This window comes from Parafrankia irregularis (genome assembly GCF_001536285.1).
Lineage (GTDB): Bacteria > Actinomycetota > Actinomycetes > Frankiales > Frankiaceae > Parafrankia > Parafrankia irregularis.
In genome coordinates this window covers 427364-452791 of record NZ_FAOZ01000002.1, presented here as the reverse complement: position 1 = coordinate 452791, position 25428 = coordinate 427364, and the positions used below count along the sequence as shown (strand labels likewise).

Here is a 25428-nt window from a genome sequence, read left to right as displayed (position 1 = left end):
CTTTCAGCACCGTCCTTGCCACCAGCGCCGTCGTACCGGCGAAGCAGCGCACCACCCATGACGCGCCGAGCCGGCTCGGCGCCGTCGGTGAGATCCGGGACCAGGTCCGGGGGGTGGACGTCGGCTGGGTTCCCGCCGGGTTCCGCCGGCAGTCACGCGAGGGTGAGTACTTCCGGGACGCCCGCGGCCCGCGGCGTGACCATTTCGAGGTGCGGGTGGTCTACGCCGCCGTGCCCGCCGGCCCCACGAGCGCCCGGCCCGTCAGCGCCCAATCCGCCAACGCCCGCGCTGTGAGCGCCAGTGCCGGCAGGGACGCCCGGCGGAGCCGGCGACGTATGGGATCAATGTCCGGCGCGGCCCGGTGGTTGACCTGGCCGCCGAGGTCGCGCACGCTCCGGCCGCCGGCTGGGAGACGGTGCTGCCCGCCGTCGTCGACGGTCACGGCGGGTACCTCGGTCGAGGCCGCGGTGCGGGCCTGCTTCGGCACCGGGAGGCCAGCCGGCGCCTACCCGCCCGCCGCGGGTGGCGCCGGGGAAGGTCCAGCTTCGCACCCGAACAGAGGACCTGGCCGATCAAGGAAAGTCGCACCACGTGAGGTCGAGCACGGCATGCACAGCCAGACCCCGACGCCGGATCGCAGAGACTCCTACGCGCTGAGCCTCAGCCCAGGCCCTGTGAACGTCATCATGACCTCGCCGAGTGTTGTATCCGACGAATAGCCCACATCGGCCGTCCCGACACCAGTCCGACGTCCGCCACCAAACTGCAGAGTCCACAGCGTCGACTCCTCCGCAGGCAGGGCAACCACGACCGGATCGGCAACGTCGTCCAACTGAGCTGTCAGCCAGGAGATCGAGTCGCTCGGCAGCGCGCAGACGTAGACGACCTCCCCCGCGGAGTTCGGCGGCGCCGCACGCAGCCGCTCCGCCTGCTCCTGGACGCCGAGCGCAGCCCCCAACCGCTCCGCGACCAGTTGCCGCTCCCATCCGAAGGCATCCTGAGCAATCCGAACAACAACCCCGCGTAGTTCCTGCTCAAGATGCACGAGGATCTCGAAGTCCGGGTCTCCGTCGAAGTACCAGGTAAAAGCCTCGGGCAGGGCCGCGCGCAGCTCCGCCGCAGTCGGCTCCGCAACCGCGAGGCCAGGGCACTGCGGCGACCACGCCGACCAGGACTCGCCATCCCGCCGCACGATCACCGTGATCGCCCTAGTCACCGTGGATCACCTCCAGCGCCTCCTCCACGGTCAGACCCACCTGCTTCACCGGTATCTGACGAACCAAGCCCGGACCAACAGTCAGACGATCGTGGAACGCCAGCCGTAGCCGCGGGCGCCCGTCCGCCTCCAGCCACCGGTGCGACGAGCCGTCCTGCCTGGTCACGCGATACCCCAGCCGCCCGAGTACGCGCAGGAGCTGCCGAGCCTTCAGCGACGGAAACTCTCCAGTCACGACGACACGAAGGTCGAGTCTCGCCGACCGCAGCTTCCGTCACCCGCAGTTCGAGGGAACGCTTTCAGCGGCGCCTCCGCACCTTGATCAGGGATGCGGCCCCAGCGTAGGTGTCCACATGTCGACGAATGCCTCCAGGACACGAGGAGACACGGCTCCGTACCTAGGCCATAAGTGAATGTTCTACAAATTCGGCCAGATCGCCCACGTCCACACACCCACCGCGATCAGGAACCAGGACGCACGCTTCGACAGCGTCCCCCGTCCAGCCTCGCACCGGCCGCGGGCCGTGGTCTCCCTGTGGGAGCGCGAGTTCGGACACGTTGATCGCCATAAAGTGGGCGGACAGAAAAAACCCCGGGGGCTTGCCGTTTCAGCAGTGAAGCCGCTCAGCGGTAGAGGCCATCCGGGGTGTCCGTCGCCCAGTGTAGAAGACCGGTAGCTCGATGTCGAACGACCTGACGCCGTCGCACGCCCTCGCGGTCCAACTCCGGCGCAGGCTGAGCGCCGAGCGCCTCGATCCGTACGAACGGGCCTGCAATCACGACCTTGAACAGGCAGTGGCCCTGTACGAGTGGAACAGCAGCATCAGCGCCGCGTTCCACGAGGTCCTCGGACTCTTCGAGATCGTCCTGCGCAACGCCCTGCACGACCAGCTCACCCGCTGGCATCAGCGCCAGCGAAGGCCCGGCCAGTGGTACGACGACCCAGCCGGCGTCCTCGAAGCTCATCGACGGCAGGACGTCGCTGACGCCTACGCCAGGCTGCGGCGCGACGGCAAGGTCATCACACCTGGCCGGATGATCGCCGAGCTGACGTTCGGATTCTGGCGCTACCTTCTGACCAGGCGATACGAGACAACCCTGTGGACTCACGCATTCCGCCGCGCGTTTCCGAACCTTCGCCCGGCGCAACGGACCCGGATCCACAACCCCGTCGACAGCCTCGTCCGGCTCCGCAACCGCGTCGCACACCACGAACCGATCCACAACCGACCGCTCGCGACACTCCACCATGATCTGCTACATGTCGCCGGGCACCTCGATGGAGACGTCGAAGAATGGATCCGCAGTCGAAGCCGAGTGCCCGCTCTCCTGCTGTCACGACCGACGCAGCTGCCCGCAGCAACTAGGTCATAAGTGAATGTTCTACAAGTTCGGCCAGATGGCCCACGTCCACACACCCACCGCGATCAGGAACCAGGACGCACGCTTCGACAGAGTCACCCGTCCAGCTTGCACCCGGAACCACGCGCAGCTCAGGTGAGCAACATCCTAAGCTCCTCCGCCTCGATGCCCGCCTGGCGCAGAACAGAGGCGAGAGTTCCTGCCGCCAGCTCCCGGTGCAGCGGGACGATCACGACCCGGGCGTTCTCCTTGTGCCGCAGCTTGCAGTGCGAGCCACGCGTGGCGACCTCCTCGAAGCCGGCACGCCCCAGAGCCTTCACCACCTTCGCCCCGGAAACCCGAGGCAGCGCGGGTGTCACGCCGACAGGCGAATGTCCAGCGGAGCGACGATGGGACCATCCGCGGCGATGGCGGGGAACGGCTGGTCCTCGAAGTACAGCTCCAGTGCCTCGCGGAGATTCGCCAGCGATTCCTCGACGCTGACTCCCTGGCTGGTCACCTCGACCTCCAGAGCCCGCGCCACGTACCAGTCACCCTCGTGCGTGACGACAGCCGTCAGCCGCGCCGCTCGCTCCATGGAGATCAGCCTAGCCGTCCCTGCCACTCCTGGCGAAGCGCTCACCGCCACCTCCTCGACATGATCGACCAGACCTCTGTCGACCATACGAGCAGAAACGATCTCTAACAGCTCGAGTACACGCGAGAGACACAAGACCAGCCCCGACCCAGCGGGAGTACCTGGTCATAAGTCATAAGTGAATGTTCTACAAATTCGGCCAGATCGCCCACGTCCACATACCCACCGCGATCAGAAACCAGGACGCACGCTTCGACAGAGTCACCCACCCAGCCGCGCACCCGGACGAGCGGACGGACCAACCGAACACTGTCACGGTGCGTGAGGCCGGACACGCCGGACGGTGCTGACGTCCAGGCCGCTGTAGCCCTGGTCAGCAGACACCTGCCGGTGGGACATCATGGTCCGTCCCAGCGCTCCAGCCCGGAACAGGCATGATCACCGTATGCTGAAGCCCGAGAGGGGGTGGCCCGTGCACTTCACCCGCATCACGGTGAACCCGGCGCAGATGGGCGGGGTTCCCTGCATCCGTGGGTTGCGCATCCCGGTAGCAACAGTCGTCGGCATGGTCGCGGATGGCATGTCCGCCACCGAGGTCATCGCTGAGCTGCCAGACCTCGATGTGGACGACGTCCGCGAAGCCCTCCGATTCGCAGCCGAGGCTGTCCGCGAGCAGCAGCTTCCGCTGATCATCCCAGCCTGACCGACGTGCGCTTCCTGCTCGACAACAACCTGTCGAGCACTCTCGCGACCGGCCTGCGCGAGGCTGGGCACGACGTTCTCCATGTTCGAGACGTCGAACTGGGCGCGGCCGACGACACCACTGCCACAGTCGTTCTGGAGTCGCAGAACGAGCACGTCATGAATGGCGCCGCATCCCAGACCAATGCCCCCAGAGCAATGGGCCCCAGGTCAGCGTCGAGGTATCGAAGGAAGAGGGTAAACCAGCCAAGGTGACCGCGAAGGTCACCTGGCAGTTCTAATGAGCGAATACGATCTTCCACATGTCAGGATACTGGCCGGCGGGCCGGGCCCGGCAGCGAGTCACGGCCGGGCACCGGGGCGCCGTTACCCGGTCGTTCTACTCGGCGCGGTGCTGGCCATGGCGGCGATGACGGGGACCTCGGCCGCAGCCACCGTCACCGCCATGAAGACCGGCGGCTGTATTCCTGGGCCAACCTTTCCCAAGAGCCCGACCAAACCCATCACCTCGACGAATCCAGTATGAACCACTGATTTCGAAGAACCCACATCTCAGATGTTGTGGGTGGCCGGCTGGAAGACCGGTAGCCCGATGTCGATCGCGGCAGCATTCCGGATAGGGTCGGATCATGGACGCTTCGACGGATAGCCCTTCGATTCTCGCCATGGCCGATCTGGCGACCCCCATGTCCATACGGGTCGCCGCGACACTCGGTCTGGTCGAACATGCGGGCAGTGCGGGGGCGACCGCGGAACAACTGGCCTGCGACACGGAGACCTCCGCACCGGCACTTCGGCGGCTCCTCGACCATCTGGTCACGATCGGGGTCTTCGTCCTCGACGCCGAGTCCGGCCGCTATCGGCCCACAAGCCTCGGTAACCAGATGGCCGGGGAAGCCCCCGAGGGATACAAGACCCTGCTCGACATCAACTGCGCGGGCGGACGGGCGGACCTCGCCTTCGTCGAACTGCTCGAAACGATCACCACCGGCGCACCCGGCTACCAACACCGCTATGGGCGCGGTTTCTGGGGGGACCTCGACGCCCACCCGGAGCTGCGGCGTTCGTTCGACGCCCAGATGAACTGGCGGTTCCGAGCACAGGCGCCGCAGATCGCCAGGCGCTTCGACTGGGCCCGGTTCTCCGAGATCCTGGATGTGGGCGGGGGCGACGGGACCGTTCTCACCGCTATCCTCGCTGCCCATTCCGATCTGCGCGGACGGGTGCTGGACCTGGCTCCGACCGCCGCCGCTGCCAACGCAAGGTTCGTGGCTGCCGGGCTCGGCAATCGAGCCAGCGCCATTGCCGGGAGTTTCTTCGACCCGCTGCCCGGCGGCGCGGACGTCTACCTCCTGTCCGACATCCTGCATGACTGGGATGACGAGCACGCCCGCGGAATTCTGGCCGGGTGCCGTCGGGCCGCCGCGCCGGACGGCACCGTCGTGGTCATCGAGCCGGTGCTGGGGCGGGGAGCCGGCACCGCGTTCGACCTGTTCATGCTGATGTGTTTCAGCGGCCGGGAAAGAACGGTCGGCGAGATAACCAGGCTGGCCGCGGACTGCGACCTTGTACTCCGCCACGCCGAACCGGTGGCGGACGGACGGACAGCACTGGAGTTCGGAATCACCCCCGCCGTGTAGATCAGAACATTGAGTGAGTGGCTGGCCGGTCTGAGCTTTCTTCAGCCCGACGATCGGTCATCGGACGCCGGCGATGGCCGGCGGGACGGGCACGCGCAGGTGGGCCAGAAGATCGGCCAGTTTCTGGTCCAGTTCCAGGCCGACCTGGGTGATGTCGAGATCACCCAGGCTCGCGAAAAGCGAGCTTGGCTGGTCGATGGTCAGGCAGGTCAACAGGCCGCGCTGGTCGCTTTCGCGGCGCTGGTCGCTTTCGCCGCGCTCGCCATCGTAGATCGCCAGCCGCAGCGGTGCGTACAGAAGCGCCGCCGGGTCATGGCGGTACATCCGCTCGGCGATCACATGGTTGCCCATCAGGTACTCGACGCAACGCCGGGTACCGCCCGCGAGCCGCATCAGCGCGGAGGCCTCGAGACTCCAGTAGATCATGAAGCCGTGCGGGGCGTTCTCCGCCGTCAGTCGCGAGACGTCCGCCCAGGCGGCATCTTGTCGGTCCAGTTCCTCGAACCGGGCGGCGTCGAATCGAGGAACAGCGCGCTCGAAACGCTCCCGGAAACGGTCGAATGGCTCGTCGACGGTAACAGTCAACCGGCAGGCCTCATAGTTGGTGGTTGTCACGCCGGCTGCGACCATTGTCATTTCCTGTGCACTCACGAATCCCCCCGACCGCACCTGGACAACTGGGTGGTCCATCGTCAGCGGATGCCCGGGCGATCGCAACCCGCCCGGGTGGCGGCGAGCGCGAGCAGGTCCGGGACCGCGTGGTCACCGTCGTCCTCGGCGGTCTCCCGCAGGACGAGCCCGGCGCCGGTCAGCGCGTTCAGCAGCACAGGCAGAGGGACGTTGACCACCCCGACCCGGGCGCGGATCCCGTCCCCGAGCAGGGGATGCTCCTCGACCCGCTGATGGACGCGGTAACCCGCATGGACGACGCAGGAGCCCTGGCTGTCACGTTCGACGAAAACGCCGCCGAAGCACGGGTGCGCGGCGACCACCACCAGACGTCCGCCGGGGCGTAGCGCCCGGTGGGCTTCGGTGAAGACGGGAAGCAGGTCATCGAAGTCCGTGGTCGTCATGATGGTGGCGACAGCATCCACGGACTGGTCGGCGATCGGCAGCCGGTCGGCGCTGGCGACCACTGCCTCGATGCGCCGCCTGCGGGCGAGGGCGATCTGGCGTGCGGAGATGTCGACGCCGATCACGCGCCAGCCCAGACCGGTCAGTGCGGGAACATGCACACCGCCGCCGCAGCCGAGGTCGAGGCAGAGGCGGCCCTGGCCGGAGCCGAGGAGCCGGGTCAGCAGGCGGTCTGCCGCGCGGGCGACTGGTTGGCCCATTCCCCGGGTCGCGTAGACGTCGTACCAGTCGGCGAAGTCGTCGTAGCGCTGTCGCATGCGACAACCCGATCAGAGATCGGGTTGCCCGCCAAAACGATTTCTCCTCCGGCGGCCGGTCCGGTCCGGTCCGGTCCGGTCTGGTGGCGGTGGCGGTGGATGGCTGGCAGGGCGCGACCTTCCTCGAACACGACAGGTGGTGTGCCCGAATCCGGGCACACCACCTGCCTTGAGGTACCGCACCGATCAGAGGAGATCAGAGGACTGTGAGGGTCACGTTCAGAACCTGCCCGACAACCGGGCGGTACATGGTGAAGTTCGTCGAACGGTAGGTTCTGTTACCGGCGATGTCGCAGCGCACCTGAGCGGTCGCGATACTGGGGAGCTGCGGGTTTCCGAAAACCACCGAGAACCGGCCGCCGACGCCGACGGAGGCACCGTGCGACTCGCCACCACCGGTGATCAGAAGTGATTCGGCCGAACCGACCTGACACCGCACCGTGCCGGTGACCGTCAGCGGATTGTTTGTCGTTCCCGCGCTCGCCGGTGCCATGGGAACAACGGCCAGCGTCGCGCCCACCCCGACCACCAGGCCCAGTGCCCTGATTCTCGAAAGTCCTCGCATGACGCACCCCCCACGCTCACACCAGAATGATGTCGCGTGCGGCTCGGTGTACCCGACCCCGGAATATTCACACGCCGGTGCCACTCGACTGCCGGATGGCGACCATTCGACCGGAGGCCGACCGCGCGGGCCGACCGAAATCCGGCCAGACCTGGATAATCCGATGTTCGAACAGCTCGAGCGTGAGGCGAAATCCTGGGCTTCGGGCCGCCACAGGCGTCGGCACGGTCCGGCGTTGGCGTCGGTCCTTGTGGCGTGCGAGCATTCTCACCTCCAAGCTCCGGACGTCACCGCGACCATCGCCACTGCCGCTTTGTCCGGGACGTCCCCGATTCGTGGGGGCGCATTATCCGATGAGTGGCGAGTCGACCGTTCATGACGTGACCTACCAGTTGCTGCGATCGCTGGGGATAACGACCGTCTTCGGTAATCCGGGCTCGACCGAGCAGACCTTCCTCCAGGACTTCCCGAGCGACTTCACCTACGTCCTCGGCCTGCAGGAGGCGTCCGTCATGGCGATGGCGGACGCGTTTGCACAGGTGACGCGGCGGCCGGCGCTGGTGAACCTGCACTCATCGGCGGGTGTCGGGCACTCCATCGGAAACCTCGTGTCGGCCTTCGACGCGCATACCCCACTCATCGTGACGGCCGGCCAGCAGCACCGCGAAATGGTGATCGGCGAGCCCTTCCTGAGCAATCGTGAGGCGACGAACCTGCCCAGACCCTGGGTGAAGTGGTCCTACGAGCCGGCCCGTGCACAGGATGTCCCCGAGGCGTTCATGCGCGCCTGTGCGATCGCGACCCAGCCCCCGGCGGGGCCGGTCTTCCTGTCCATTCCGCTCGATGACTGGAACGCCCCGATGACGGGACCGGCCGTGGTCCGCAGCGTGAGCACGGTGTGCGCGCCGGAAACCGAGCGCCTGCGTGGTTTCGCCCGACGTATCCGGGCCAGCCGGCACCCGGTTCTGGTGTTCGGGCCCGAGGTGGACCGTTCCGGTGGCTGGCATGCCGCCATCGCACTGGCCGAGAACCTGGGTGTGCCGGTCTTCGGCGCGGCCCTGCCCGACCGCGTCTCGTTCCCGGAGGATCACCCGCTTTTCCAGGGCCGGCTGGGCATGTCACAGAAGTCCGTCAGTGACCGGCTCACCGGGTACGACCTTGTTGTCGTCGTCGGTGCGGCGGTTTTCCGTTACTACCCCCATGTACCCGGCGACATCCTGCCGGCGGGGACCGAGCTGCTGCACATCACCGGCGATCCGGCCGTCGCCGGAGCGGCGCGGGTCGGCGACAGTGTTCTCGGTGACGCTCGGCTCGCCATCGAGCTTCTCACCGAGCTGCTGGACGCCGAAGCGGCCCGCGCTCCGCGGCACCCCCAGCACACCCACACCCAGCACACCCACACCCGGCATCCCCAGAACCGGCAGCCGCCGCAGACCCGGTTCCAGGAACAGGCCCAGCGGCGGCCACCGCGGCACGCACCGGATCGTCCGCAGACCACGGGCGGCCCGCTCTGCGCGGACGAGGTGCACGCGGTCATCAACGCCACCCGCCCACGAAACGCGGCGCTCGTCTACGAATCGACGTCCACCATCGGCGAACAGGTCGAATGGCTACCGGTGATCGAGCCCGCCTCGTTCTTCGCGAACGCCAGCGGCGGCCTCGGCTGGGCGGTTCCCGCCGCCGTCGGGGTGGCCCTCGGCGATCGGGATCGAGGGGTCCACCGCCCGGTCATCGGCATCATCGGCGACGGGGCCTTCCAGTACTCCGTGCAGGCGTTGTGGACGGCGACGCAGCACTCGCTGCCGATCGTCTTCGTCGTCCTGCAGAACAACGAGTACTCGATCCTCAAGTCCTTCGCGGAGCTGGAGCGCACGGCCGGCGTGCCCGGCCTCGACCTGCCCGGCCTGGCCATCGCGTCGCTGGCGCACGGCTTCGGCTGCCGGGCGGTCGACGTCTCCACCCGGGCCGAGCTGGAGAAGGAGCTCACCGCCGCGCTGGAGGCGGACACGACCACCGTGATCGTGGTGCCCACCCGGCCGCAGCGAGCCTCCCTGCGCTGACCCGGGAAAGGAGGACGAGGAGGTAAAGAGGCTGAGGAGACGAGACGAAGAGACGACGGCGGAGGCGTTGGCAGACCACAGGGCCCTGGGCATTTCCCTGCACAGGTAGCCGGCCTGCGGCTACCGTGTCCGTCCATGCTCGCCGTGTTCGGGTCGCCGGGTCGTTACGTCCAGGGGCGGGACGCCACCGCCGCGCTCGGTCCCGAGATGGCCCGGCTCGGGCTCACCGGGCCGGCGGTGATCGTCACCAGCGCGGCACCGCTGCGGCTGCTGGAGGACACCTGGCGGACCAGCCTGGACGGCGCGGGCATCCCGTACACGGTGCACCTGTTCGGCGGCGAGTGCAGCGACCAGGAGATCGACCGGGTGCTCTCCACCGCGCGTGATCCGGAGGCGACGGTGATCGTGGGTGCCGGCGGCGGCAAGGTGCTCGACACCGCCCGGGCCGCGGCGGCGGCGCTCGACGTCCCGGTGGTGAACTGCCCGACGACCGCATCCAGCGACGCGCCGTGCAGCGCGTTGTCCGTCGTGTACTCCCCCGACGGAGCGTTCGAGCGTTACCTGTTCTATCCGCGCAATCCTGATCTGGTGCTGGTCGACACGACCGCGATCGCCGCGGCGCCGGCCCGGCTGCTGGTCGCCGGCATCGGCGACGCGATCGCCACCTGGTATGAGGCTCGCACCGTCCGGGAGGCCCGACGGGCCAACCAACTGCACGGTGCCCAGACGGCCAGCGCCGGTGCACTGGCCGAGCTGTGCCGACGGATCCTGTTCGACGACGCCGCGGCCGCGATCCGGGCGGTCCGGGCCGGGGCGGTGACCCCGGCCGTCGAGCGGCTCGTCGAGGCGAACACGCTGCTTTCCGGTCTCGGCTTCGAGTCCGGTGGTCTCGCGGTGGCCCACTCGGTGCACAACGGGCTGACGGTGGCGGCCGAGACCCATCGATTCCTGCACGGCGAGAAGGTCGCTTTCGGGCTGCTGGTCCAGCTGGTGGTGGAGGGGCGGGCGGAGGACGAGCTGGCCGAGGTCCTCGCGTTCTGCGCGCAGGTGGGGCTGCCCCGCACGCTGGCGCAGGTCGGGCTGGCTGATCCGCCGATCGAGCTGCTGCGAAGCATCGCCGTGCGGGCGCTCGCCGAGGGCGAGACCGCGCACAACGAGCCGTTCGATCTCGACCCGCCGGCGCTCGTCGACGCCATCCTGGCCGCGGACGCCGCCGGACGTGCCAGCCTCAGCAGCCGTACCAGCCGTGCCACCCACTGAGCGTTCCCGGGCCTTCCTGAGCCTTCCTCGGACGTCCGCCCGCACCAGGCCGCTGACCAGCGCGCGACAGGCGACGGAAGGGCGACAGAGGTCACGGGCGACCCCATAGCAGAACAATCGCGAGGGCCGGCTATCCTTGACAACAGATTTCCCATCCTCTACTGAGGCTGACCAGAGGAGGTGGCCGCTGTGAGTCCTGGCGGGTGCTCCAGTAACGGCCGCTTCCTGCTGGTGGGCGCCGGCTGACGATCAGCCTGGCGGTCGGCCTGGTCCTCACCTCCTCCGCTCGCGAGGTGGTTCACGCGACCAGTGGCTCCGACCCGCGTCCATGACACCCGGGTGCTGGTGATCTCCCGGGTTCTTCTCCGGCAGGTGCGGTCCCTCAGCGACGTGTCGGTCCGGGCCGCCGTGGGTTCTTCCCCTCGCGGCCTGCTCTGGAGTGCGTCTCGGGCCTGATTCCCCTGTGGCGGTCCGAGCGCGGAGGGGACTCTCCCATGAGCGTCAACACCACTGCCCGCCTCGCGATCCGCCGCGGATCCGGCGCCGACCGGCTTGACCTGCCGGTCGACGGCCGATCCCCGCTGATCTCGGGCCGGGTGGACCGTGAATCTCTCAGCCGCGGCGCCGAGACCATCGCCCGTTTCCTGGGCACCGGGCGCTACCTGGCGATCCAGACCTGTGTGGTGATCGTCTGGATCTCGCTGAACGTGGCCCTGCCGCTCCTGCGGTGGGACCCTTACCCGTTCATCCTGCTGAACCTGGCCTTCTCGACCCAGGCCGCGTACGCCGCGCCGCTGATCCTGCTGGCGCAGAACAGGCAGGACGACCGCGACCGCGCGGCACTCACCGAGGACCGGGCCGCGGCCATCCGGATGCGGGAGGACACCGAGTTCCTGGCCCGCGAGGTCGCGGCCCTGCGACTCGCGCAGAGCGACACGGCGACCAGGCAGTACCTGCGCGGCGAACTGTCGAACCAGCTCGAGTCACTGCGCGGTGACATCGAGACACTGCTTCGCGCTTCACTCGTGCCGGCATCACCCGCACCGCTCGCGGCACCTGCGCCACAGCCCGCCCTGGCCACCCCAACCCTCCTGGCCACCCCGAACGGATCGGCGTCTCGGACGGCGCGGACGAACCCGGCAACATCATCCGTGTTCGGCACGTCAACCGCCGCCTCGCCGACAGCGGGCGCGGCGTCGCCGGATGTCGCTGCGGCAACAGCTCTCGTCGCTCACGATGACGCTGCTGGCGGCACCGGCCCCGATGGGGGAACCGGCCTGCCGGCCGCTCGGCTCCCCGAGGCCACGCCGCCGGACGGGGGTACCACTACGGGCCATCTTTTCCTCCCAAGCCGAACCAGCTCGCGGGGTGGACGAAAGGTACCCATCCGGACAACCCGAGCACGGATCCGAGACACGTGACTCGGCAAACTCACCAAATGAAGATCGGACGGTAACGTTCGGTAGGTGCATGCCGGCCGGACGCGTCGATCTTGCCCCGACTCGCTTGTCCCGCACCGCACCAGCCAACGGCAGGCCGCCCGGCCTGGCCGTACGCCTGCGCCTGCGCGCGCGTCTCGCCGGCTGTGTGCCCGATCGTCTCCGGCGATCCGTCGTGCGGTCCTGACAGCGACCGGTGTGGCCTCGTCCTTCCTGCTCGCGATCGCCGCGGCGCCCACGCCGGCCGCGACGGCCTCGACGACGGCGACGGCGACGGCGACAACGGCCGCCGAGACGGCGGTGAACACAACCGCCGCAGTCGCGCCGGTCCCGCCGCCCTGGTCGCTCACCGCCCCGGCGATTCCCGGGGAGCCGCAGGTCGGGGTGGTGTCCCCGCCGACCCCCGCGGCCGCGTTGACAGCCGGCGAGCCGACGGCGCCTGGGAACGGCAGTCCAGGTGCCGCCGAGACATCCGTGCCGGAGCCCGCCGGCATCACCGCCGAGGCGTGGATGGTGGCGGACGCCACCAGCGGTGCCATCCTCGCGGCCCACAATCCGAACCTGCCCGACCTGCCCGCCAGCACGATGAAGATGCTCACCGCGCTCACCGTGCTGCCGAGCCTGCCTCCCGACCGCGTGGTGACGATCAGCGACGAGGCGGCGCGGGTCGACGGCACCCGGGTCGGGCTCGTCCCCGGAGTCCGCTACACCGTGCGCGACCTCGCCACCGCGATGCTCATCGCCAGCGGCAACGACGCGACGGTCGCGCTGGTGGAGGCGGCCGGCGGGCGCGACACCGTACTCGAGCGGATGAACCGGCTGGCCGCCAGCCTGGGCGCGCACGACACGGTGGCCGGCGATCCCACCGGCCTCGACGCGCCGGGGCAGCACACGACCGCCCACGACCTCGCGGTGATCGGCCGGGCGGTGCTGAACAATCCGACCGTGCGCGCGTATCTCACCATCCCACGGGCCGTGCTGCCCGGTCGGGGCGATGAACGCTTCGAGATCGCGAACCACAACACCCTGCTGGGGACCTACGAGGGGACCATCGGGATCAAGAACGGCTACACGATCGCGGCCGGTGCGACGTTCGTCGGCGCCGCGGCACGAGACGGGCGGACCCTCATCGTCTCCCTGCTGCGGACCGCGCCAACCTATGCGACAGACGCCAAGGCGCTGCTGGACTGGGGCTTCGCGCACGCGGCCAACGTCCGCCCGCTCGGCCGGCTGGCCGAGCCGGCACGCACGGATCCCGCGACAGCGGCGCAGGCCGGCGCGGGCACCGACACAGGGACCGGTGGGCCGGGCCCGGCACAGGCCGCCGGCGCCGCCGCCGGCGGCGAAGGCCGCGACGGCGACAGCGGCTCCAAGGAGAATGACCGATTCCGCCAGGCGGCGGCACCGGCCGACTCCGGGGGCGGCGTCGGCACGGCGACCTGGGTGGCACTCGCCATCACCGTCGCCGTGTCAGCCCTGACGCTCCTCGGCCGCACCCGACGCCGAGCCGACGCCGTCCATAGGGCCCCGCGTCCACCGGCCCGCCACGGCCACCATCACCGCCACCGAGACGGGCATCGACACAGCACCCGAGCGCACCATCCGGACCACCAGGAGATCACTGTCGTCCCGGCGTCCGGTCGGACCCGGGCAACTCGACCAGACGGGCCCACGAGCCACGAAGCGAACACCGCACGGCTTCGGCACGGACGTCTCCCCGCTCCAGCGGAGCGGCGCGCGAACGGGACGGACGGCGTGCGCCCGCACCCCGGGCCCGGCACCGTGCACGCCCGGCCGAGGTCCGAGGGCCGCCGACACCTCGTGGGGCTGCCGTCGCTGCTCCCTGACGCGCCGCTGGAGGGCAACGGGGAGCGCGGCCGAACGGACACTCCCCCGTTCGGCACCGCACGCTCACCTGCGCCCTGATGGCCGGAGCTGCCGCTGCTGCCGAGCAAGACCCGGGGATTACGGCCGCGAGAGCGAAAGAGCCTGTCACATACTGACACCGATCAAGATCTCTGGCCGGTGGGCGGGGAGGGTCGCATTCCACGAACGCCGCCGGACCTCCGAGCACCCGGAGGCCCGGAGGCCCGGCAGCCCGGTTTGGCGAGTCGCAAGAGTGAACGATTTCGGTCGTTCCGACGACCAAAATCGTTCGTTCATGCGGGTCGCCAGGCTCTTTTGGGCGATTTGCCGCTGCTGGGCGGCGGGGCGGGATCGTCGGTTGGGTGGCCGTGTGGGTGGGATTCGCCCTCCGTCAGCACGGCTCCGCCAGGCCCACACCGGTGCCCCGGATCCGCCGTGTCTCAGGATTCTGCTACGGGCTCGAGAACGACCAAGAGCCTCAACGCTTCGGATGGCCGCCGCCCGGGTCGTGCTGGCCGGAGGCAGCGCTCTGGCGATCGGTAGCCGTCGCCGCCGTCGCTGTACCCGACGGATCGACGTCCGACGTGTATGGGCCGGTCACCGCCCATGCGGCGACGAACAGCATCCACCGCATCATGATGTTGATCCAGATCAGCAGCCCCACGATGACGGCGAACGTCCCGTACACCGGGTTCGAGGTGGTCTGGCCGACCAGCCAGGTTCCGAGGATCTTGAGAAGCTCGACGCCGACCGCGCCCAGCAGGGCCGCACGCAGCACCCGGTCCCGGTTCGTCCGCTCGGGCAGGTACCGGAAGATGAAGACGAACACCGCCATGTCGATGGCGAGCGCGACCCCGAGGGCCAGCAGGCCGGTGACCCACGCGGCCGCGGTGTTGCCGGCAAGGCCGATCCAGCGCAGGAACGCGTCGGTGGCCGACGTCGCGAGGCTGGTGACGACCAGCGACACCGCGAGTGTCAGACCGAGGCCGGCCAGGATCGCGACGTCTCGGATCCGGCGCATGACGAAGTTGCCGGCTTCGAGGCTCTGGTGCCAGATGATGCGGATGCTGTCGCGCAGCGCCGAGACCCAGGCGAGGCCGGCGAGCAGCAGGCCGGCGAGACCGATCAGCCCGGCGCCGACCTTGGCCCGGCCGATGGTGGCGACGTCCAGCCGGTCGGCGAGGCCGGGCAGATAGTCGTTGATCTGCTCGGTGAACTTCGCCTGGGCGTCGGGATAGGCGTCGACCACGAACCCGAGGACCGAGAAGGCCAGCGCCATGATCGGGAAAAAGGAGAGAAAGGCGAAATACGTGGTGGAGGCCGCGCACCGGTCGCCGCCGTCGCCCGTATAACGCTGGTAGGCGCGGACCGCGTGGTCTATGGCCGGGCGCCGGCTACGCACACCGCCGACGGCGGCGCCCACCGACACCACGCCCGCTTTCACCGCATCTCGTTGTCCTGCCACGTCGGCCTGCCACCTCCGCCTGCAAACGGAAAATGACGCAACTGGCGCCAGGCGCAGTCATCGCCGCGTTCATAGAGCTCGAAACCTGTGACCTCGAACGAGGCCCGGTATTCGGCCAGCAGGTCGAACGCACGATCCAGCGACACCTCGTCGAGTTCGTGCGCGACCGTCACGTGCGGGTGGTACGAGAAGCGGGCCGGCCGGTCCAGGGGGCCGGAGCGAACAGCCTTCTCCAACAGCTCGCAGCAGGAGGTCCCCTGCGCGAGGGTCACGAACACCACCGGGGACAACGGCCGGAAGGTCCCGGACCCCTGCAGCCGGATCACGAAAGGCTCGTGGCCGACGGCCACCCCGGCAAGATGACGTTCGATCGTCGCCACCTCCGAGGCGAGCACCTCGGTCGGCCCGAGCAGGGTGACATGGGGCACGATAAGCCCCGCGTTGGGATCACCGAGCCGCTTGCGCCAGTCCCGGAGTTCCGTGCGAAACGGCTCCGGAATCCCGATGGCCACACCGATGGAGCGCACCGCGTTCATCTGGCGGTCCTTCACCTGGCGCCGGTCCGGCCCGACCACGCGGTGGCTGACCACGAGACACGAAGCAAGCTCTGCCGACGAACCATGGCGCCATCATGGCCCACGAGACCACACTGTCTCCCGGGGACCAGGGATGACCTCGCTCCGCTGTCGCACACCGACGCAGAAGCACCAGGTCATGCTCGCCGACCGTGTCCACGGCCTGACGCAGCGGGCCTCGAACCGGGCTCAGGCAGGCCTCGGACAGAGCTCGGACACGGCTCAGACAGGGCTCAGACAGGGCTCCGGCGACAATCAGACGAGGTTCAGGTGCCGCCCGAACGGATAGGTCAGGCCACCGAATCCGTCGAGGCCGCGAGCTCGGCGAGGACATCCCGGGACAGCACCGGCCACGCCGCGGCCGCCCATTCCCCGAAATCCCGGTCGGTCAGCGCCACGCAGGCCACGCGCACCTCGGGATCGACCCACAGGAACGTGCCGGAACGGCCGAAATGGCCGAAGGTCGCCGGGCTGTTGGTCGCGGCGGTCCAGTGCGGGCTCTTGTGCCCGCGGATCTCGAACCCGAGGCCCCAGTCGTTCGGGTCCTGCCCGCCGAAGCCGGGCAGGATTCCGGTCAGGCCGGGAAAGACGACCGACGTCGCCCGGGCGAAGGTCTGGGCGGACAGCAGCGTCGGTGCCAGCAGCTCGGCGGCGAACGCGGCCACATCGGCCAGGCTCGCGGTGACCCCGAAGGCCGGTGAATCCGTCAGCGCCGCGGTCTTCATCCCCAACGGCTCGAACACGGCCTCGGCGAGATAGGTCGCGAACGGGATCTCGGTGACCCGTTCGAGATGGCGGCCCAGCTCGTCGAAACCCGAGTTCGAGTAGATGCGGCGGGTACCCGGCCTGGCCAGTACCCGGCTGCTGGCGAACGCCAGGCCGGACGCGTGTGCCAGCAGGTGGGCGACAGTCGATCCCTCGGGCCCGGCCGGGTCGTCGAGCGCGACAGCGCCCTCCTCGACCGCGACGAGCATCGCGTACGCGCTCATCGTCTTGGACACCGAAGCCAGGCGGAACGGCAGCTCCGGATCGCCGCTGACGCCGACCTGCGTGACCGCGTCACCGGCACGCCGAAGCACGACAGCCGAGACTGATCCCACCGGCCACTGGTTCAACTGTCGGAGCGCGTCCATATTTCGCACTCTACGAACTGGCCCCATGTTCCACGAGCCTCGCCCGGCCAGCGTCCTCGTGCGGGCTGCCACACTGGCAGGCGTGCCTGTCCCAGCTCCCTCCCGCCCCGCCTCGCAAAGCAGCTCCGCAGGCGGGGCCCACGAACCGCCGCTGGACCTGCTCGTCGTGGGCGGTGGGCCGGCCGGCAGCGCGGCGGCGCTGCGGGCGCTGCAGCTACGCCCCGACGCCCGGGTGATGATCCTCGATGCCGCCGACTTCCCCCGCGACAAGACCTGCGGCGACGGAATCGCGCCGCACGGCCTGGACGTCCTGCGTGGGCTCGGCGTCACCGATGTGACCCGCGGGTACCACCCGGTGGACCGCATGCGGCTGCGTACCCCGGGCGGTGCCGAGGTCGCGACACCGTCCGAGCGGGCCACCCACGTGATCCCCCGGGAGGTGTTCGACGCCCGGCTCGTCGCCGCCGCGCGGGCTCGTGGCGCGCTGTTCACCCGCCGGCGGGTGCGGGCGCTGGAGGTCATACCGGCGGACGGCCCCGGGAAACCGGCCATGGTCGCCCTCGACGGCGGTGCGTTGCGCGCCCGGGTCGTGATCGGTGCGGACGGCGCGAACTCGACGGTGCGCCGGGCGCTCGGCATCGGGCCGAACCCGCCCGAGGGGCTCGCCATCGCCGTCCGCGCCTACGCGGACGCGCCCAAGGAGGACCGCCCACCCGAGCAGCTCATCCACATGACGGACGAGGGCTGGCCCGCCTACGCCTGGTCGTTCCCCATCGGGGACGGCCGGGCCAACATCGGGTACGGCATGCTCCGCTCCCAGCTGCGGGACAGCGCCGGGACCCCGAAGGACGTCCTGCACGGCACCCTGGCCCGCCTGCTGCCGGACACACCGGCCTACGCCGGCACGCTGCGCGCGCACCACCTGCCGCTGTCCACGCATCGCCCCCGGCTGCCGGACGGGCCGGTGCTGCTCGCCGGCGACGCCGCGTCCCTCATCAACCCGCTCACGGGTGAGGGCATCTACTACGCGCTGCTGTCGGGATCACTCGCCGGCGGGGCCGCGATCACCGATCCGGGGCCGGCGGCGGGGCAGGTCTATCGGCGGGCACTGCACCGCGAGCTCGGCCGGCATCTTCGGCACACCACGCTGCTCGCCGATCTCGCCGGCCGGCACCGCCCGCTGATGGACGCGGCGGTGCGCTCGGCAAGCCGACGGACCGATCTCTACGACAGCCTCGTCGAGATCGGGCTCGGCAAGGGCACGATCCCGGCCGCCTCGCTGGCCCGGCTCGCCCTCCGCCGGGCCGTGCGCGGGCTGCGCTGACCTCGCACCCCCCGCACCGCCATCCACGCATCGCCATCCCGCCCACGTGCTGCCGCGCGGCTCACCGCTCGCGGCGCGCGGGCACGCGCCGGCCGGGAAAACGCCGGCCGGCCGAAGAACGCCGGCCCACAGACCACAGGCTGTGGGCCGGCAGGGCAGTCATGCGACAGGCTGGCGAACTACAGAACTACAGGCTGGCGACGTCCGCCTGCTTGGCGCGCACGGCCTCGGCAGCCGTCTTCAGCGCGGCCAGCTCGGTGTCGGTGAGGTCGAGCTCGACGATCTTCTTCACGCCGCCGGCGCCGATCTCGGCCGGGACACCGAGGTACACGTCGGAGATGCCGAACTCGCCCTGCACCCAGGCACAGACGGGCATCACGACGCCGGAGTCCTCGGCGATGGCCTTCACCATGCGCGCCGCGGCCGCGGACGGGGCGTAGTAGGCCGACCCGGTCTTGAGCAGCGCGACGACCTCCGCGCCACCGTTACGGGTCCGGTCGACCAGCTCATCGATCTTCGCCGCCGGGAGGAGATCGCTCAGCGGCTTGCCGTCGACGGTGCACTGCGAGGGCACCGGGACCATCGTGTCGCCGTGCGAGCCCAGCGTCAGCGTCTTCACCGACGCGACCGGCACGTTCAGCGCCTCCGCGACGAAATCGGTGAACCGGGCGGTGTCGAGCATGCCTGCCTGGCCGATCACCCGCGAGCGCGGGAAGCCCAGGACGTTGGCGGCCAGCGCGGTCATCTCGTCGAGCGGGTTGGACACCACGACGACGACCGCGTCCGGCGACGTCTTCGCGATGCTCTCCGACACCTGACGGACGATCTTGGCGTTGACCTCGATGAGGTCCATCCGGCTCATGCCCGGCTTACGGGGCAGGCCGGCCGTGATCACGACCACGTCCGAACCGGCCGTGTCGGCATAGTCGTTGGTGCCGACGACCTTGGTCTCGAAGCCCTCGATCGACCGGGACTGGTTGAGGTCGAGCGCCTGGCCCTGCGGCTTGCCCTCGACGATGTCGATGATGACGACGCTGTCGAAGATGTCGTACTCAGCCAGTCGCTGCGCGGTCGTCGAACCGTAGAAACCGGCTCCTACGACAGTGACTTTTCCCGGCATTGGACTGATCAGCTCCCCAATATCGCGATGATCGCGGTAGCGATCGCGGCGGTGCCCACGGCGGGGTCGGTACGCGTCGGCGCGAAGGTCTCAGGTGACCGATCCGCCCTGGCTCCGATCGCCTCGGTGGCAGGCTCGCCATGCCACCCGGGAGCGTCGGTCGGCTCGGGCCCGATGCCGCCGCCGAGTATCAGGGCTACCTGACGGTTCGCCATAGGCGCGGTTCGCCCCGCTTATCTGTGCACGGTTGTCTCCGATGACCTGCCGAGGCTATCGCGCGAGTCGCAGGTACGGCAGTGGACGGCGACGTGCGCCACGTCGCCGTGGGGTGACGACTCGTGGCCGCCGATGGGGCCCACACCTGGTTACAGCCCGAACCGTGACCTCAGCTGCCGCTTTCGGTGGCAGATCCGCCTCACCCACCGACGTGGGGGACCTCCAGAGTGAGGACGATCACACCAAGGCCCAGTACAACGAGGGTGACAGTGTCGAAAAGCCGCCCGCGGACAGCCAGCATGCCGACTTTGCGGGTTGGCAGGCACAGCCGAAGCGCACTGGCCACCAGCAGGACACCGCCGACGGTGAGCAGCCCACGACGCCAGTAGTCCTGGGTGACGAGTAGCAGGCCCAGCGTGACGCCACCGAGAACGGCCACGAAGAGCATCTTGCCGAAACGGCCGTTGGATGGCGGTCCGGACGAGCGGGGGCCGCCCGACGGCCCCTCGGATCCCTCGTGACGCTCGGCGCGGGGCGGCCCACTCCGGTCCGGACGAGGGCGCGACGGACCGGCACCTGACAGGCCTGCACCCGACGGTCCGAGGCTGGTGCTGGCCGGACCAGGGCTGACTGGAGCGGGGCCGACTGGAGCGGCACCCGACGGTCTCCGTTCCGGCCGGTCGGACCGACCGTGCCGTTCGCCGTGGCCGTCGCCCCCGGACAGGTGGGGATCACCGAAGGACGGCCCTGTCGGGAGTGGGGCGGCCCACCGGCCGCCCGGGTGCGGCTGGTCGAGATCCCGGCGGGCCGGCCAGCCGTCGGGCGGCACGGCAGCCGGACCGGCCGTGGGCCGCGTGTCGGGGTAGGCAGCCGCCGGCGTCATCCACGCGGAACGCGGCCGCTCCGGCCGCTGCCCGACGTCCTCCCGCTGGGGCCGATCCCACGCGCCCAGGGCGCTGTCGGTCATCTGCTCCCGCCTCCCCGACCCACGCCAGACGTCGACGCCCTGCCCGGAGGCCCGCCACGCGCTCGGTCCGAGTACACCGGTCCGGGCCTGCGCGCGACCTGACCCTCCGCGCCATCTGAGCCCACACAGTAGGCGCCCGCCGATCCGGCCGTGCAGGCAGCCACCCACCTGGCCGGGGATGGTGCCGCCGCACGCCGGACCTTCGCCGGCTTCGTCAGCACGGGACCTTCACCAGGCCCGAGACCTCCACCGAACCGACCCTTCGCAGCCGTGGCCACCTCGGAGTGACCGAGGCCCGTTCGCCAGGGCCATCCGGCCCCCCTCCCGTCGCGCGATGGCTCCAGCGTGGTGCCCTGTTCGTGTAACTCCGCTCGCATCGACATCAACCAAGACACAACAGAATCACACTCCCGCGACGCACACCCGGACCCTCCCTCATCCCACGGATGGCGACGACCGGGGCACTCTGCCCAGAGCACAGGCAGATCACGCGCCCCACAGTGGCAAACAGCGATGACTACGGACGATCCCCGCATCTCACGCGGACACCAACGATCTAGACCCCCCGAGTGCACACGTCGTGCGCGACTAGGGGAGACTGCCGCCGCGGTCCCCAATTGGTAGGGAGTTCGACGTGGCAGACGATTCGCCGCACAGCAAGAAGCTTCAGGAACTGATGTTTCGGGCGTGGGAGACCTTCGGCGACGCGCGCCATCTCGACAGCGATGACCGGGTCTTCGTGCAGGCGCTCGCGCGCCAGACCGCGGACCGCATCTCCGTCCTCTACGGGGCGAGCTGGCGAGAGGCGCTCGACTGGGTGGCGCAGCGGTACGTGCCGACCGCGGATGTTCCCGGCGGGGCGGCGGCGACCGCCCAGTCGAACGGGTCCTCGAACGGCAGCCCGACGGTGACCCGTCGCGGGAGCGCCGCCGCGGAGGTCGGCTCCACCTCCTGAGCACCGCCCGGGCCGCGTTCGACCGGCCCGGGGCAGGCGCGTGCGGCACACGGCATCGAGGCCGGCCGCTTCGAGGAGTGTGTGCCCGACACCCGACGACTCCGTGCCCGCCTCGGCCGGGACAGCGGTGGCCGGCGTGGCAGGTGTGCAGGCCCAGGACCGATTCACCCGCCGCACCTGCCAGCCGCCCCCGTGGAGCGGAGCCGTCAGTGCGCGAAGTGGCGCACCCCGGTGAAGTACAGGCTCACACCGGACTCCCGCGCAGCGGCGATCACGTCCTCGTCCCGGACCGAACCCCCCGGCTCCACCACCGCGCGGACACCCGCGTCGGCGAGGACCTGGAAGCCGTCCGGGAAGGGGAAGAACGCATCGCTGGCGGCCACCGAGCCCTTCGCCCGGTCGCCGGCGCGCGTCACCGCGAGGCGCGCGGCGTCGACCCTGTTGACCTGCCCCATCCCGACCCCGACGGTCGCCCCGTCCGCGGCGAGCAGGATCGCGTTCGACTTCACCGAGCGCACGGCGCGCCAGGCGAAGCCGAGGTCGGCGAGGGTGGCCTCGTCGACCGGTGCGCCGGCCTCCAGCGTCCACCCCGACGTGACGTCGCCGGCGGCGTCGAGCGCGTCCCGGGACTGCAGCAGCATGCCCCCGCTGACCTGGCGCATCTCCACACCGCGCGGGTGGGCTGGCGGCGCGCACAGCAGCAGGCGGATCGACGGCTTGCGGGAGAGGATCTCCACCGCGCCGGGCTCGTAGTCGGGCGCGACCACGACCTCGGTGAAGATCTCCGCGATCTGCTCGGCCAGTTCCACGCTGACCGGGCGGTTCACCGCGATCACCCCGCCGAACGCCGACACCGGGTCGCAGGCGTGCGCCTTGCGGTGCGCCTGCGCGACCGTCGCCGCGACAGCGATGCCACACGGGTTCGCGTGCTTGATGATCGCGACAGCCGGGTCCGCGAAGTCGAACACCGATCGCCAGGCGGCGTCGGTGTCCGTGTAGTTGTTGTAGGACATCGGCTTGCCGTGCAGCTGCTGCGCGGACGCGAGGCCGGTGCTGCCGTCCTCGCCCACGTACAGCGCGGCCCGCTGGTGCGGGTTCTCGCCGTACCGCAGGACGCTGGTGCGATGCCACTGCGCGGCCAGCACGTCGGGCCAGCCGCTCTCCTTCGCCGTCTCGTCGGGGGCCAGCACACTGGCGAACCAGGAGGCCACCGCGGCGTCATAGGACGCGGTGTGCGCGAACGCGCGGGCGGCCAGCCGCCGCCGGGCGGGCAGGTCGTAGCCGGAGCCCCGGACCGCGGCGGCCAGGTCCCCGTAGTCGCCCGGCGACACCACCACCGCGACGGACGCGTGGTTCTTCGCCGCCGCGCGCAGCATCGCCGGCCCGCCGATGTCGATCTGCTCGATCGCCTCGTCCTCGGTCGCCCCGGAGGCCACCGTCTCCCGGAACGGGTAGAGGTTGACCACCAGCAGGTCGAACGGCTCGATGTCGAGCTCCGCGAGGACCGCCGCATGCTCGGCGTTGCGCAGGTCCGCGAGCAGACCGGCGTGCACGCGGGGATGCAGCGTCTTGACCCGGCCGCCGAGAACCTCCGGGAAACCGGTCACCGTGCTCACCGGTGTCACCGCGACGCCGAACCTGGCCAGCGCGTCGGCCGTCGACCCGGTCGACACCACCTCCACACCGGCATCGACGAAGGCGGCGGCCAGCTCCTCCAGCCCGCTCTTGTCGTAGACGCTCACGAGCGCACGCCGCAGGCGACGGTGCCCGGTCGCCACCACCTCGCTCGAGGTCTCGGCCTGCCCGTTGCCCGACGCGGTCGCCGCGCTGGTGCCGCCCTCACCGATCTCCGTAGTCGACGCCCCCGACATGAGCCCTCCTGAACCTTCCACAACGCCTCCGTTGGCATGAACTTCCACCGCTGCGACCTCGTCCCCCGCCCCCGAACGCGCCGCCCCCGGACGTGCCCCGGCTGCGCCCGCGCCTCCCGGTGCGGACGTACCCGCCGCCCTGCCCTCCCATGAGAGCTCACCACGGACGAAACGGCCGATGGTGTCGACGAAGAGGCCACGCTCCACGGCCTGGATGCGTGACCTCAGCGCGTCCTCGTCGTCGCCGGGACGCACCGGGACCGGCGTCTGGGCGATCACCGGCCCGGTGTCGACTCCCTCGTCCACCCAGTGCACCGTCACGCCGCTGGTCCGCACACCGGCGGCGAGCGCGTCCCGGATCGCGTGGGCGCCCGGGAACGCGGGAAGCAGCGACGGATGCGTGTTCACCGTGGGAAAGCGCCGGATCACCTGCGCGCCGAGGATCTTCATGTAGCCGGCGAGAACCAGCAGATCCGGCTCGTACCGGGCGATGCTGGCCGCGGTGAGCTCGTTGAACGCGCCGCGGTCGGCGCAGTCCTCGAGTCGCACCGTGAACACCGGCACACCGGCGGACTCGGCCCTGCGCTGCGCGACGGTGCCCACCCGGTCCGTCCCGACGGCCACGACCTGCGCACCGAAGGCCCGGTCCGCACAGGCGTCCAGGACTGCCTGCAGGGTGGTGCCGGCCCCCGAGGCAAGGACGACTAGACGAGCGGGCACAGACCCCTCCGTGAACTGGTCGGCCGGCCGACGTCGACCGGCCGGGAGCTCGGGAATCCGCGGGCGATGGCCAGCGACGACGGTCCGAATCTACTTTCTCGGTGCTCCAGACACGCCGGACCTGCACGGAACGCACCGGGCCGGCCGCCGGTCAGGCGGCCTGGCTGCCCCAGCCAGCGTCCTCGGGGCCGCTCTGATGCACCATCATCACTGCTGGCGCGCGCACCCAGTCCACGTCCTGATCCGGGCCGTCGCAGCCTCCGAACGACTCGCGCCGCCGCTCGGGCCGCGCTCCGGGCACCTCACCACCACCACCCGCCCCGCCGCCGGCCGCCCCGTCGCCGGCTGCCCCGTCGCGACAGTCGGAGAAGGCCCCGCCGGCCTCGTGCCGATACCTGCTCACACCTCGGCCTGAAGTCTCGGCCGCAGGCGCACGCCCCGGCATGGTCTCCAGATCGCCGCAGTCCATCCCGTCCAGAAGATCACCTGGCCGGCAGTGGTAGAGCTCGGCCAGCCGGGCCAACGTCCGTGCGGAGGGCTCCCGCCCACCCCGGCCCGGCCACACTTCCCAGTAGGAGATCGCTTTTCCGGTCTTGACGACGGATCCCGCCCCCGACCAGCGTTCGTTCCACTGGTGAGCGACCTCCTCCTGGGTCCACCCGTGGGCGAGGCGGTATGCGACACGGGCGTTGACACGATGACGCAGCCGTAGCTCCGCCGCGATCCGGCGGTAGCTCCAGCCGAGGCCACGCAGGCGGGCCGACTCGGCCCGCAGCGCCTTCGAGGGACGGGGCATGGGACCTCCCGACGTCGATGAACCGGGCGGGACCGTACCGGAAAGGGCCGACATTTCCCGCCAGCCCGGTTCACGTGCCCACGACTCCTACGATGTCGTCCAGGCGCGTGGCGGGAACCACCGGGAGCAGACGACGGCGGAGCTGCCGGGCGACCGGGCGCGCGCAGCGACGCCAGACGCGCCGGGGCGGAAAGACGGAGAGACGGAG

Annotated in this window: 28 protein-coding genes; 10 read left to right on the top strand and 18 right to left on the bottom strand. The window is 70.2% G+C overall.

From position 1 onward, the window contains the following. Positions 1-220: 220 nt before the first annotated feature. The 4 genes from AWX74_RS04555 to AWX74_RS42800 form a co-directional block, all read right to left on the bottom strand. Entirely contained in the window at positions 221-442 is a 222-nt protein-coding gene (locus AWX74_RS04555) for a hypothetical protein (protein ID WP_131799401.1), read from the bottom strand. A 204-nt stretch (positions 443-646) separates the two neighbouring features. After that, the gene (locus tag AWX74_RS04550; protein ID WP_091271791.1) at positions 647-1216 is read right to left on the bottom strand and encodes a hypothetical protein; all 570 of its coding nucleotides are present in this window, start codon (positions 1214-1216) and stop codon (positions 647-649) included. Then, positions 1209-1451: a type II toxin-antitoxin system HicA family toxin gene (locus tag AWX74_RS04545; protein WP_091271789.1), complete on the bottom strand. Its 243-nt coding sequence runs from the start codon at positions 1449-1451 to the stop codon at positions 1209-1211. Before AWX74_RS04545 ends, AWX74_RS04550 begins: the two co-directional genes overlap by 8 nt. A 183-nt stretch (positions 1452-1634) precedes the next feature. After that, positions 1635-1706, bottom strand: coding sequence for a hypothetical protein (locus AWX74_RS42800; RefSeq protein ID WP_479724492.1), 72 nt, complete (start codon positions 1704-1706; stop codon positions 1635-1637). Positions 1707-1897: 191 nt separating this feature from the next. Here AWX74_RS42800 and AWX74_RS04540 point away from each other — a divergent pair, with 191 nt between their 5' ends. Beyond that, positions 1898-2590 (top strand): Abi family protein, encoded by a 693-nt coding sequence (locus AWX74_RS04540; protein ID WP_091271786.1) that lies wholly within the window; start codon positions 1898-1900, stop codon positions 2588-2590. 9 nt (positions 2591-2599) lie between these two features. Here the strand turns inward: AWX74_RS04540 and AWX74_RS42795 are convergent, their stop codons facing one another. The 4 genes from AWX74_RS42795 to AWX74_RS42790 all read right to left on the bottom strand — a co-directional run bounded on the left by AWX74_RS42795 (position 2600) and on the right by AWX74_RS42790 (position 3420). Further along, positions 2600-2677 (bottom strand): hypothetical protein, encoded by a 78-nt coding sequence (locus AWX74_RS42795; protein ID WP_476610303.1) that lies wholly within the window; start codon positions 2675-2677, stop codon positions 2600-2602. Positions 2678-2709: 32 nt separating this feature from the next. Beyond that, positions 2710-2898, bottom strand: coding sequence for a type II toxin-antitoxin system HicA family toxin (locus tag AWX74_RS04535; RefSeq protein WP_242666066.1), 189 nt, complete (start codon positions 2896-2898; stop codon positions 2710-2712). 35 nt (positions 2899-2933) lie between these two features. Then, positions 2934-3200: a type II toxin-antitoxin system HicB family antitoxin gene (locus AWX74_RS04530; RefSeq protein ID WP_242666065.1), complete on the bottom strand. Its 267-nt coding sequence runs from the start codon at positions 3198-3200 to the stop codon at positions 2934-2936. Between the two features lie 142 nt (positions 3201-3342). Beyond that, positions 3343-3420 (bottom strand): hypothetical protein, encoded by a 78-nt coding sequence (locus AWX74_RS42790; RefSeq protein WP_479724491.1) that lies wholly within the window; start codon positions 3418-3420, stop codon positions 3343-3345. Positions 3421-3600: 180 nt separating this feature from the next. On the opposite strand from AWX74_RS42790, the gene AWX74_RS04525 reads away from it, so the two are divergent. The 3 genes from AWX74_RS04525 to AWX74_RS04515 all read left to right on the top strand — a co-directional run bounded on the left by AWX74_RS04525 (position 3601) and on the right by AWX74_RS04515 (position 5497). Beyond that, positions 3601-3858, top strand: coding sequence for a DUF433 domain-containing protein (locus tag AWX74_RS04525; RefSeq protein WP_091271779.1), 258 nt, complete (start codon positions 3601-3603; stop codon positions 3856-3858). Between the two features lie 5 nt (positions 3859-3863). Further along, complete coding sequence (locus tag AWX74_RS41125; protein ID WP_091271778.1) at positions 3864-4112, top strand: DUF5615 family PIN-like protein; 249 nt, start codon at positions 3864-3866, stop codon at positions 4110-4112. A 410-nt stretch (positions 4113-4522) separates the two neighbouring features. Further along, positions 4523-5497 (top strand): methyltransferase, encoded by a 975-nt coding sequence (locus AWX74_RS04515; RefSeq protein ID WP_226931051.1) that lies wholly within the window; start codon positions 4523-4525, stop codon positions 5495-5497. Between the two features lie 57 nt (positions 5498-5554). Here the strand turns inward: AWX74_RS04515 and AWX74_RS04510 are convergent, their stop codons facing one another. The 3 genes from AWX74_RS04510 to AWX74_RS04500 form a co-directional block, all read right to left on the bottom strand. Continuing rightward, entirely contained in the window at positions 5555-6127 is a 573-nt protein-coding gene (locus tag AWX74_RS04510; protein WP_091271774.1) for a DUF302 domain-containing protein, read from the bottom strand. A gap of 62 nt (positions 6128-6189) precedes the next feature. Beyond that, positions 6190-6888 carry a class I SAM-dependent methyltransferase gene (locus AWX74_RS04505; RefSeq protein ID WP_091271773.1) on the bottom strand — a complete coding sequence of 233 codons (699 nt, stop codon included), beginning with the start codon at positions 6886-6888 and terminating at the stop codon, positions 6190-6192. Between the two features lie 196 nt (positions 6889-7084). Then, entirely contained in the window at positions 7085-7453 is a 369-nt protein-coding gene (locus tag AWX74_RS04500; protein ID WP_091271771.1) for a hypothetical protein, read from the bottom strand. Positions 7454-7806: 353 nt separating this feature from the next. On the opposite strand from AWX74_RS04500, the gene mdlC reads away from it, so the two are divergent. The 4 genes from mdlC (at position 7807) to AWX74_RS04480 (ending at position 14138) form a co-directional block, all read left to right on the top strand. Then, positions 7807-9513 carry a benzoylformate decarboxylase gene (mdlC, locus tag AWX74_RS04495; protein ID WP_091271769.1) on the top strand — a complete coding sequence of 569 codons (1707 nt, stop codon included), beginning with the start codon at positions 7807-7809 and terminating at the stop codon, positions 9511-9513. A gap of 135 nt (positions 9514-9648) precedes the next feature. Beyond that, on the top strand, positions 9649-10773 hold the full coding sequence (locus AWX74_RS04490; protein WP_091271767.1) for a glycerol dehydrogenase: 1125 nt from the start codon (positions 9649-9651) through the stop codon (positions 10771-10773). A 494-nt stretch (positions 10774-11267) separates the two neighbouring features. Next, positions 11268-12194, top strand: a complete 927-nt coding sequence (locus AWX74_RS04485) for a DUF1003 domain-containing protein (protein ID WP_091271765.1) — start codon at positions 11268-11270, stop codon at positions 12192-12194. Between the two features lie 216 nt (positions 12195-12410). After that, positions 12411-14138 (top strand): D-alanyl-D-alanine carboxypeptidase family protein, encoded by a 1728-nt coding sequence (locus tag AWX74_RS04480; protein WP_091271763.1) that lies wholly within the window; start codon positions 12411-12413, stop codon positions 14136-14138. A 418-nt stretch (positions 14139-14556) separates the two neighbouring features. On the opposite strand, the gene AWX74_RS04475 is transcribed toward AWX74_RS04480, so the two are convergent. The 3 genes from AWX74_RS04475 to AWX74_RS04465 form a co-directional block, all read right to left on the bottom strand. After that, on the bottom strand, positions 14557-15522 hold the full coding sequence (locus AWX74_RS04475; RefSeq protein ID WP_242666064.1) for a YihY/virulence factor BrkB family protein: 966 nt from the start codon (positions 15520-15522) through the stop codon (positions 14557-14559). After that, on the bottom strand, positions 15519-16079 hold the full coding sequence (locus AWX74_RS04470; RefSeq protein ID WP_091272102.1) for a 2'-5' RNA ligase family protein: 561 nt from the start codon (positions 16077-16079) through the stop codon (positions 15519-15521). The genes AWX74_RS04475 and AWX74_RS04470 overlap by 4 nt, the downstream gene beginning before the upstream one ends. Positions 16080-16408: 329 nt before the next feature. Next, a complete protein-coding gene (locus AWX74_RS04465; protein ID WP_091271761.1) occupies positions 16409-17251 on the bottom strand; it encodes a serine hydrolase domain-containing protein in 843 nt (280 codons plus the stop codon). Positions 17252-17276: 25 nt separating this feature from the next. Between AWX74_RS04465 and AWX74_RS04460 the strand changes: the two genes are divergently transcribed. Next, on the top strand, positions 17277-18575 hold the full coding sequence (locus AWX74_RS04460; protein WP_226931052.1) for an NAD(P)/FAD-dependent oxidoreductase: 1299 nt from the start codon (positions 17277-17279) through the stop codon (positions 18573-18575). A 187-nt stretch (positions 18576-18762) separates the two neighbouring features. On the opposite strand, the gene mdh is transcribed toward AWX74_RS04460, so the two are convergent. Both mdh and AWX74_RS04445 read right to left on the bottom strand, forming a co-directional pair. Further along, entirely contained in the window at positions 18763-19695 is a 933-nt protein-coding gene (mdh, locus tag AWX74_RS04455; protein WP_054570486.1) for a malate dehydrogenase, read from the bottom strand. A 415-nt stretch (positions 19696-20110) separates the two neighbouring features. Further along, on the bottom strand, positions 20111-20359 hold the full coding sequence (locus tag AWX74_RS04445; RefSeq protein ID WP_091272100.1) for a DUF3017 domain-containing protein: 249 nt from the start codon (positions 20357-20359) through the stop codon (positions 20111-20113). A 1153-nt stretch (positions 20360-21512) separates the two neighbouring features. On the opposite strand from AWX74_RS04445, the gene AWX74_RS04440 reads away from it, so the two are divergent. After that, entirely contained in the window at positions 21513-21833 is a 321-nt protein-coding gene (locus AWX74_RS04440; RefSeq protein WP_091271756.1) for a hypothetical protein, read from the top strand. A gap of 206 nt (positions 21834-22039) precedes the next feature. On the opposite strand, the gene purH is transcribed toward AWX74_RS04440, so the two are convergent. Both purH and AWX74_RS04430 read right to left on the bottom strand, forming a co-directional pair. Next, positions 22040-24424: a bifunctional phosphoribosylaminoimidazolecarboxamide formyltransferase/IMP cyclohydrolase gene (gene purH, locus AWX74_RS04435; RefSeq protein WP_091271753.1), complete on the bottom strand. Its 2385-nt coding sequence runs from the start codon at positions 24422-24424 to the stop codon at positions 22040-22042. Between the two features lie 151 nt (positions 24425-24575). Continuing rightward, entirely contained in the window at positions 24576-25220 is a 645-nt protein-coding gene (locus tag AWX74_RS04430) for a helix-turn-helix domain-containing protein (RefSeq protein WP_091271751.1), read from the bottom strand. Positions 25221-25428 lie beyond the last annotated feature (208 nt).